The organism is Nostoc sp. (assembly GCF_036917635.1).
Taxonomy (GTDB): domain Bacteria; phylum Cyanobacteriota; class Cyanobacteriia; order Cyanobacteriales; family Nostocaceae; genus Nostoc.
The window spans coordinates 22,463-28,462 of record NZ_JBALCW010000059.1; the positions used below are offsets into that span (position 1 = coordinate 22,463).

The window sequence follows — 6,000 nt, forward strand, 5'->3', positions numbered from 1 at the left end:
AGGGGATTAAGGGGAGCCAGTGCGGTCTTGGTGTCGGACCAACTGGAGCATCTGGCGTGTGGGGTAAAACGCCTTGGAATAAGCATTTTAACTTAAGTTGAGGCAAGCAGTTATTGAGCAATAATTCTTTCTCAATAACTCTTTTTCCTCCCCTGCCTCAACAGCTTATCCAAACCGTATTAGGCTGTGTTAATTATTGAAGACATGGTGGGCGTAAAACTTGCTTTTCGCCAGTCATACTTAATAGATTTACAAATGTCTCCAGAAGTTATTGCTGGTATTATTGAGATTGACAACCTTAGTCTCTATATCAGAAATATTTTGGTTTTAAAGGAGAAGGAGGAGCAGATAATATGAGGATATTTGTCACATTACTAACGTAACGACCTCCAGCTTTGTCACCTGCAACTACTAAACGAGCAAATCCTTCATCTGTTAAAGGCACGATTTTACCATCACGACCTTTTTTTGCAAATGCAACTAGCACTGTTTTGCCTTCAAAGTTAGGTTGAATTTCACCAATAGCTACGACTGCACCATAGCAATCTGTGGCATCAACTAGAATATATTGCCTCAGAAAAGAGTTTTTAGAATTCACCCCAGAATTCCCAGGTTTTAGACCACCTCCGGCTTTCGGATTATTAATCAATTCCCATAGTGGGACTCCATAGTATGTTTCTGTTTGTGGCCCTGAGCCGGTTTGAAAGCTTACAGTAACTTCAGTAACTAATGCTGGATTTTGTTTTTTTAAAGCATCTTGTAAATTTCGCAGTTTTTGCAAGTTATAAGTGGTTGGATTATTGAGTTCTCCACCCAAGCGAAAACTTTGCGAATAACCTCCAAGACACTTATTTTTATCCCAGACAGAAGGTGTTTTTTCTTCTTTTTCTGAGTGAAGACTACTTCTTGAGTCAGCTAAAGTAGGCTGCCATAAAACCAGTATCGATAGCATTAAAGACGCAATGGGTATCGTGCGGGTAAAACGCATCAAACATTTCTCCGTTTACTATTGAATATTGAAAAAACTAGATTGTTTTGCTGAAAGCTTTTTGCTCACCAAAAATTAGTATTGTTATCGCCAAAACTGAGCAATTTGACAATAGATTCTGTTAGAAAAAATAAAATCGGTTCTATCGTTAAATCTTCAACTCCTTACCAAACGCTACTAAATAGCTAGTTTTTAATATGAGTTATTAAAAACTAATAAATCCTGACGCCAAAGTTAGTCGCAAACCTCTTGTTAGATTTGCGTTTTTTCAAATGGATAAGTGTATCTGTGTAATCTAATGAAGATAATACCAACTTATTGAGTAAAATACCAACTAATATAGTAATCAAACACGAACAAAATTAATTTTTATTTCTTTTTAAAATAGTTCAGCTTAATATTGTATAGAAACTAAGCTGTCGTTATTTACCTTATAAATAAGCAACTATCAAGCTAATAAACTCTTGATAAGTGAGACTTACCTATAAATTAGAAAACTGTCCGAGTTATGGGGAAGGGTTGTAGTTGTCCCGACACTATAGTTGAAGCAAAACCATACAGCGACTAGACTATTCCGTGTATACAACCAATAGACCAAATAAATGCTAAAATTCCTGATGCAGTGAATAGAGCGATAGATGGCTATATCGCTCTATTTCATCAACTGTTTAAGAGCTTCGCAAAACGCCTATTTACTTCCGTTCTAAGTCTTGCCTAAGCGCTGTTCTTTCTGGCTCAACTCCTGCGTTTTAACAACTGTAATCTTAAGTATCAAACTAAATTCAAAATGCCTACTGTGCCATCGTCATTTTGACTGCAATATCGCATGGTTTACCAAAGTACGGTGAACTTGTCACTAAAATATTTACACCAGTACTAGCATAATCCTTTATATTTTCAGAGGTAATACCACCAGCTGCTGCTAGTTTTAAGTTTGGATACTGCTGCTTCAATTTCAAAACTAGAGGCTCAAGGTCTGGTAGGGGAATTTTATCAAACTGAATTAAATCTACACCTCCTTGAGCAGCCATCCAAGCATCTTTTGGTGTATCTACTTCAACGCAAATATGTTGTTCTGGAAACTGTCGTCGCAGTTCATTCATGCGCTCAATTAACCCACCTATACCTCCCAGGAATATCAGGTGTTGGTTAAAGATCAAAACTGTTTCAGATAATCCTAAGCGATGAAAAAATCCCCCGCCAGCTAGAACTGCTTTGATGGAAAGCGCTCTAGTACCTGGAAAACATTTACGAGTAGTCACAATAGAAACTGACTGATTTACTGTTTTAGCAGTATCTACTAATACTCTTGTACGCGAAGCAATGCCGGAGGCGTATTCCATCAAATTTAAAGCAACTCTCCAGCCACTGTGCAAAGCTTGAGCAGTGCCACTAGCTTGAAGAATTAATTGCTTTTCTTGGCAGACTGTACCACTTTCGACTTGATAATGAACTTCCGCACCACAACATTTTAATACTCTGGCTGCTTCTTCAGTAGCGCAAATGGTCATCGGATGACGAGTAGAAAACTCGATTTCACCAGGTTGCTTGCCAATGCCAAGCCCGTAGGTTGTCAAATCTAGGTAGGGAACATCTTCCTGAACTAACCTAGCGATCGCCTCATCTGAGAAGAAAACACTCATTTTAGTTTTATGATCGGCTGACAAATAAATAGCTCAATCAAGATTCACACTAAACCTAATCTCATTCAGTTGTAGGAATTGTAATAATTACTACTATTGTCCCAAATAGTTGGTAACAAAATAACTTTGTTAAGAAAGAATATATACCTCAGTCGCCAAAATTAGTTAAATGCTGAAATTGGAAACTATTGACTTATAATATCAAGCTTGAATTTAGCAATCATACAGATAGTGTAAATTACAAACATAATCCAAAGAAAATTGAGAATGCTAAATTTAGATGCCATTGATCGTACAACAATGCAATCAGTTCCATACAGTTATGCTGTGATAGAGAATTTGTTGCCCAAAGCAGCTAGCTTAGAACTTGCTGCCAGCTTTCCCCAGGAACAGTTTCGCTTATCAATAGGGGAAGGATATGGATACCTTTGGAGTGAGATGCTTGCTAGTAATGAGGATATTGCTTTGATATACAAGTTTTGCCATAGCGCCAGCCCTGAGTTGTCAGATCGTTGGCGCGATCGCATTGCACAAGGAAGATTATCTTCTAATCTTGGTAACAAAAGCAGTATTTGGCGACAAATGATAGAAGAACTGTGGACACCTGCTTACCGCCAAGCCTTAACACAGATGTCTGGAGTGGAATTGAAAGACTGTGCAATGGTGATTGGGTTTCGTCGATATAATCTAGGTCACTGTCATCGCCCTCATACTGATGAACCATCGAAAGCTTTGACTCATTTGCTATTTTTCAATGAACAATGGCCTATGGACTGGGGTGGTTGTTTGCGAATTCTCCTTGACGAAAAACCAGAATCTGTCTTCCAAGATATTGCACCACTGAACCAGTTTTCGGCTGTGATTGTGCGCTCAGATAATTCCTGGCACATGGTAACTCCAGTAGCATCGACTGCACTACAGTGCCGATTGGCTCTCAGGATTGCTTTTTTTCACAATCTCGATGCAGGTGCTTAGTCGATAGTAAAAATCCAATTTCTACACAAAAGGCGATCGCCTCTATTCTCTGGAAACAAGTAGTTAACTAACAATACAAAAGGCAGTAGCAGAGTACAGATTATTCTGATTATATGAGTGCAACTATAGCAGTCATACCTACTTTTTAAGCACATCCCCGACTTCTTCACAAGTTGGGGATATGCTTATAAACGATTTAGAAATGCGATATTTTTAAACCTAATTTTCGCTTATAAAGTAGTAAATTTATACCGCCCGTGACTAACATAGCAGGTATTGAATCTGATTCAGGAATTGGTGTAATTTCACCCAAACCACTTATTGTGTTGCTAAACTGGCCAAAATCATTCACTCTACGGCCGGTAGTAACTAAAAAATATTTCTGTCCTGTAACAAGTTCTCGGTTGAAAGTAACAGTACTACCATTCGTAGTAGTATTTGCTATAAGAACATTGGTTAATTGTTCGGTAGGATTGAAACTTTCCTGATATAAAGCTAAGAAAATATCCCATTTTCTATTTACAGGTGGTGTAGGTTCAGAATCACCACTTATAGTATATAAACCGGATTGATCGATCGTAAAATAAAATACACTGTAAGGTACGCTCATTCCCAAATTTCCATCTTTTTCACCACTGATAAGAGTGGGAGGATTACCTGGCGCTACACGCCGCCAAATCGGTTCGTTTGTTGTATCACCTTGATAATTAAAGACAGCAGCTTTGGAGGGTTGAGCAGTACAAACAGTAGCTAATGCTAACCCCAGAATAACCATTAATGGTTTTTGAAAAAACTTTGTTTCTAACATAAAACTGATGACTCCTCAAATACAAATGGCTTGGTGTAGTGGGAAAACTCTTTAGTAAGGTTTGGACTGCAACAATTAGAGAAGTTCAACTGTTGCAGAATCTGATGATTTTATTGCAATACTTGACGATATCTACGCAATTTCCATGCTGTGAGAGAAGATAAGCCAATTAACAAAAAACCAGAGATTGATGGTTCTGGGACTTGAGTAATTATCAACGAAAGATTATCTGCGTAAGCGTCGTTTACTCGTCCTCTGGCATAATTGGCGTTCAGCAGGACATTAATTTGACGTGTACCCACAGGTACAGAGCCATCAACTGACTGCAAAAATAAGCCTGTGGTGTTGTTTCTTTGCGCGGCAGTTGGCGAAGTAATACTTGCTATGCTTAGAGATTGGTTAGCTCGATCGAGGAAAGTAATGTTTAGTGATGCGCTATCTTCATCAGTGCTATATCCCCCCAACCAGCCGTTTAAGTTAAACGTACCTTCACCTGCATCAATAGTTGAGGCCAGATCAGATATATCGATTAATTGCGAAGCACTGCTCGAGGCTCGATCTGCACCACCAAAGAATAAATTTGCACCGCGATTACTTGGCCCCGGAACATCAGTACCAGGAACAGTCACATTTACCACATTACCTAATGGGTTGGTAAAGCTAAAACCTGTTGCCCCGTACTTTAATACACTGAAACTACCTGTCGAAGTCCAGCCAGGGATAGTAGGTATATCAGTCCCAACAGCGTTACCAATTGGATCTCCTTGCCCAAGTTCTGCATCACCATTTACTATCAAATTAGTACCAAAGGTGGCAGCATAGATGGGGTTAGAAAGCAACAGACTAAATGTTACTCCTGCTATCAAAGTTGTACCAATCTTGGCCATTGCTTGAGAAAAGAAAGGAAAGATAGTTAGTTTATTCATAGTTTGTTTTCTCCTGAGATTTACTAACAGTTTGTTTCAAAATTAACCAAATTCATCAATTTTCTAACTGTGGCATTCATCGCTAACTTGAACTTTTTGCTGTTTTGCAGCCAACTTTCTCTGTAAGGCAAAAGCTACACTCACAGCAAGTAAAATTCCACCAACTCCTTGAGGTTCGGGAACAGACTTCCGACTACTAAATCCATACTTTGCTAGTATTTGTTGCCCAGTTGGTGAAAGGATATAATCAGCTAGTTGTGAACCTCCAGGATTCGCACCTTTGAGTACTGTCAAACCATAGTCAGCTTGGATTTTTAAGCTATCTGGCAATTCCACTATCTGTAGACTTGGTGAAATTTGTTGAGTGTTAACACTCAATAGCCAACAGAACCATATATGCTTGGCAATTAATGTGGAGCAGCTTAACTAATACTTAAACAGTCCTTGATCTGAGCGTTTAAAATTTATGATTTATTCATCAGTATTTATAGCGTATTTTTTTATACGTAGTTGTATTTTCCATTGAAGCTATCATACCAACTTGGTTGGAGAAAATCAATTCAATTACGTAATTAAATGCTGACTTTATCAAAATTTTAACTAAAGAGTTTTTTATCTTGATGAGATTACGCACATCATAAATCATGCACACAATCGGAA

Annotated in this window: 7 protein-coding genes; 1 reads left to right on the plus strand and 6 read right to left on the minus strand. The window is 38.4% G+C overall.

Annotated elements, in window-relative coordinates; genetic code table 11:
• Positions 1 to 310: 310 nt before the first annotated feature.
• A complete protein-coding gene (locus V7K32_RS15455; protein ID WP_334994647.1) occupies positions 311 to 988 on the minus strand; it encodes a hypothetical protein in 678 nt (225 codons plus the stop codon).
• 791 nt (positions 989 to 1,779) lie between these two features.
• The gene (gene modD / locus V7K32_RS15460; RefSeq protein ID WP_334994649.1) at positions 1,780 to 2,631 is read right to left on the minus strand and encodes a ModD protein; all 852 of its coding nucleotides are present in this window, start codon (positions 2,629 to 2,631) and stop codon (positions 1,780 to 1,782) included.
• A 267-nt stretch (positions 2,632 to 2,898) separates the two neighbouring features.
• On the opposite strand from modD, the gene V7K32_RS15465 reads away from it, so the two are divergent.
• The gene (locus V7K32_RS15465) at positions 2,899 to 3,606 is read left to right on the plus strand and encodes a 2OG-Fe(II) oxygenase family protein (protein ID WP_334994651.1); all 708 of its coding nucleotides are present in this window, start codon (positions 2,899 to 2,901) and stop codon (positions 3,604 to 3,606) included.
• Positions 3,607 to 3,802: 196 nt separating this feature from the next.
• On the opposite strand, the gene V7K32_RS15470 is transcribed toward V7K32_RS15465, so the two are convergent.
• From V7K32_RS15470 to V7K32_RS15485, 4 genes are all read right to left on the minus strand, one after another.
• Positions 3,803 to 4,414: a PEP-CTERM sorting domain-containing protein gene (locus V7K32_RS15470; RefSeq protein ID WP_334994653.1), complete on the minus strand. Its 612-nt coding sequence runs from the start codon at positions 4,412 to 4,414 to the stop codon at positions 3,803 to 3,805.
• 110 nt (positions 4,415 to 4,524) lie between these two features.
• Positions 4,525 to 5,340, minus strand: a complete 816-nt coding sequence (locus V7K32_RS15475; protein WP_334994655.1) for a PEP-CTERM sorting domain-containing protein — start codon at positions 5,338 to 5,340, stop codon at positions 4,525 to 4,527.
• A gap of 63 nt (positions 5,341 to 5,403) precedes the next feature.
• On the minus strand, positions 5,404 to 5,748 hold the full coding sequence (locus V7K32_RS15480; RefSeq protein ID WP_334994659.1) for a substrate-binding domain-containing protein: 345 nt from the start codon (positions 5,746 to 5,748) through the stop codon (positions 5,404 to 5,406).
• A gap of 70 nt (positions 5,749 to 5,818) precedes the next feature.
• Positions 5,819 to 6,000, minus strand: a 182-nt coding sequence (locus V7K32_RS15485; protein ID WP_334994657.1) for a hypothetical protein, incomplete at its 5' end; no start/stop codon positions are given.

What these genes read in the sequence shown, in the direction of transcription:
- V7K32_RS15455 (WP_334994647.1), bottom strand. Translation starts at nt 988, where the DNA reads ATGCGTTTTACCCGCACGATACCCATTGCGTCTTTAATGCTATCGATA.
- modD (WP_334994649.1), bottom strand. Translation starts at nt 2,631, where the DNA reads ATGAGTGTTTTCTTCTCAGATGAGGCGATCGCTAGGTTAGTTCAGGAA.
- V7K32_RS15465 (WP_334994651.1), top strand. Translation starts at nt 2,899, where the DNA reads ATGCTAAATTTAGATGCCATTGATCGTACAACAATGCAATCAGTTCCA.
- V7K32_RS15470 (WP_334994653.1), bottom strand. Translation starts at nt 4,414, where the DNA reads ATGTTAGAAACAAAGTTTTTTCAAAAACCATTAATGGTTATTCTGGGG.
- V7K32_RS15475 (WP_334994655.1), bottom strand. Translation starts at nt 5,340, where the DNA reads ATGAATAAACTAACTATCTTTCCTTTCTTTTCTCAAGCAATGGCCAAG.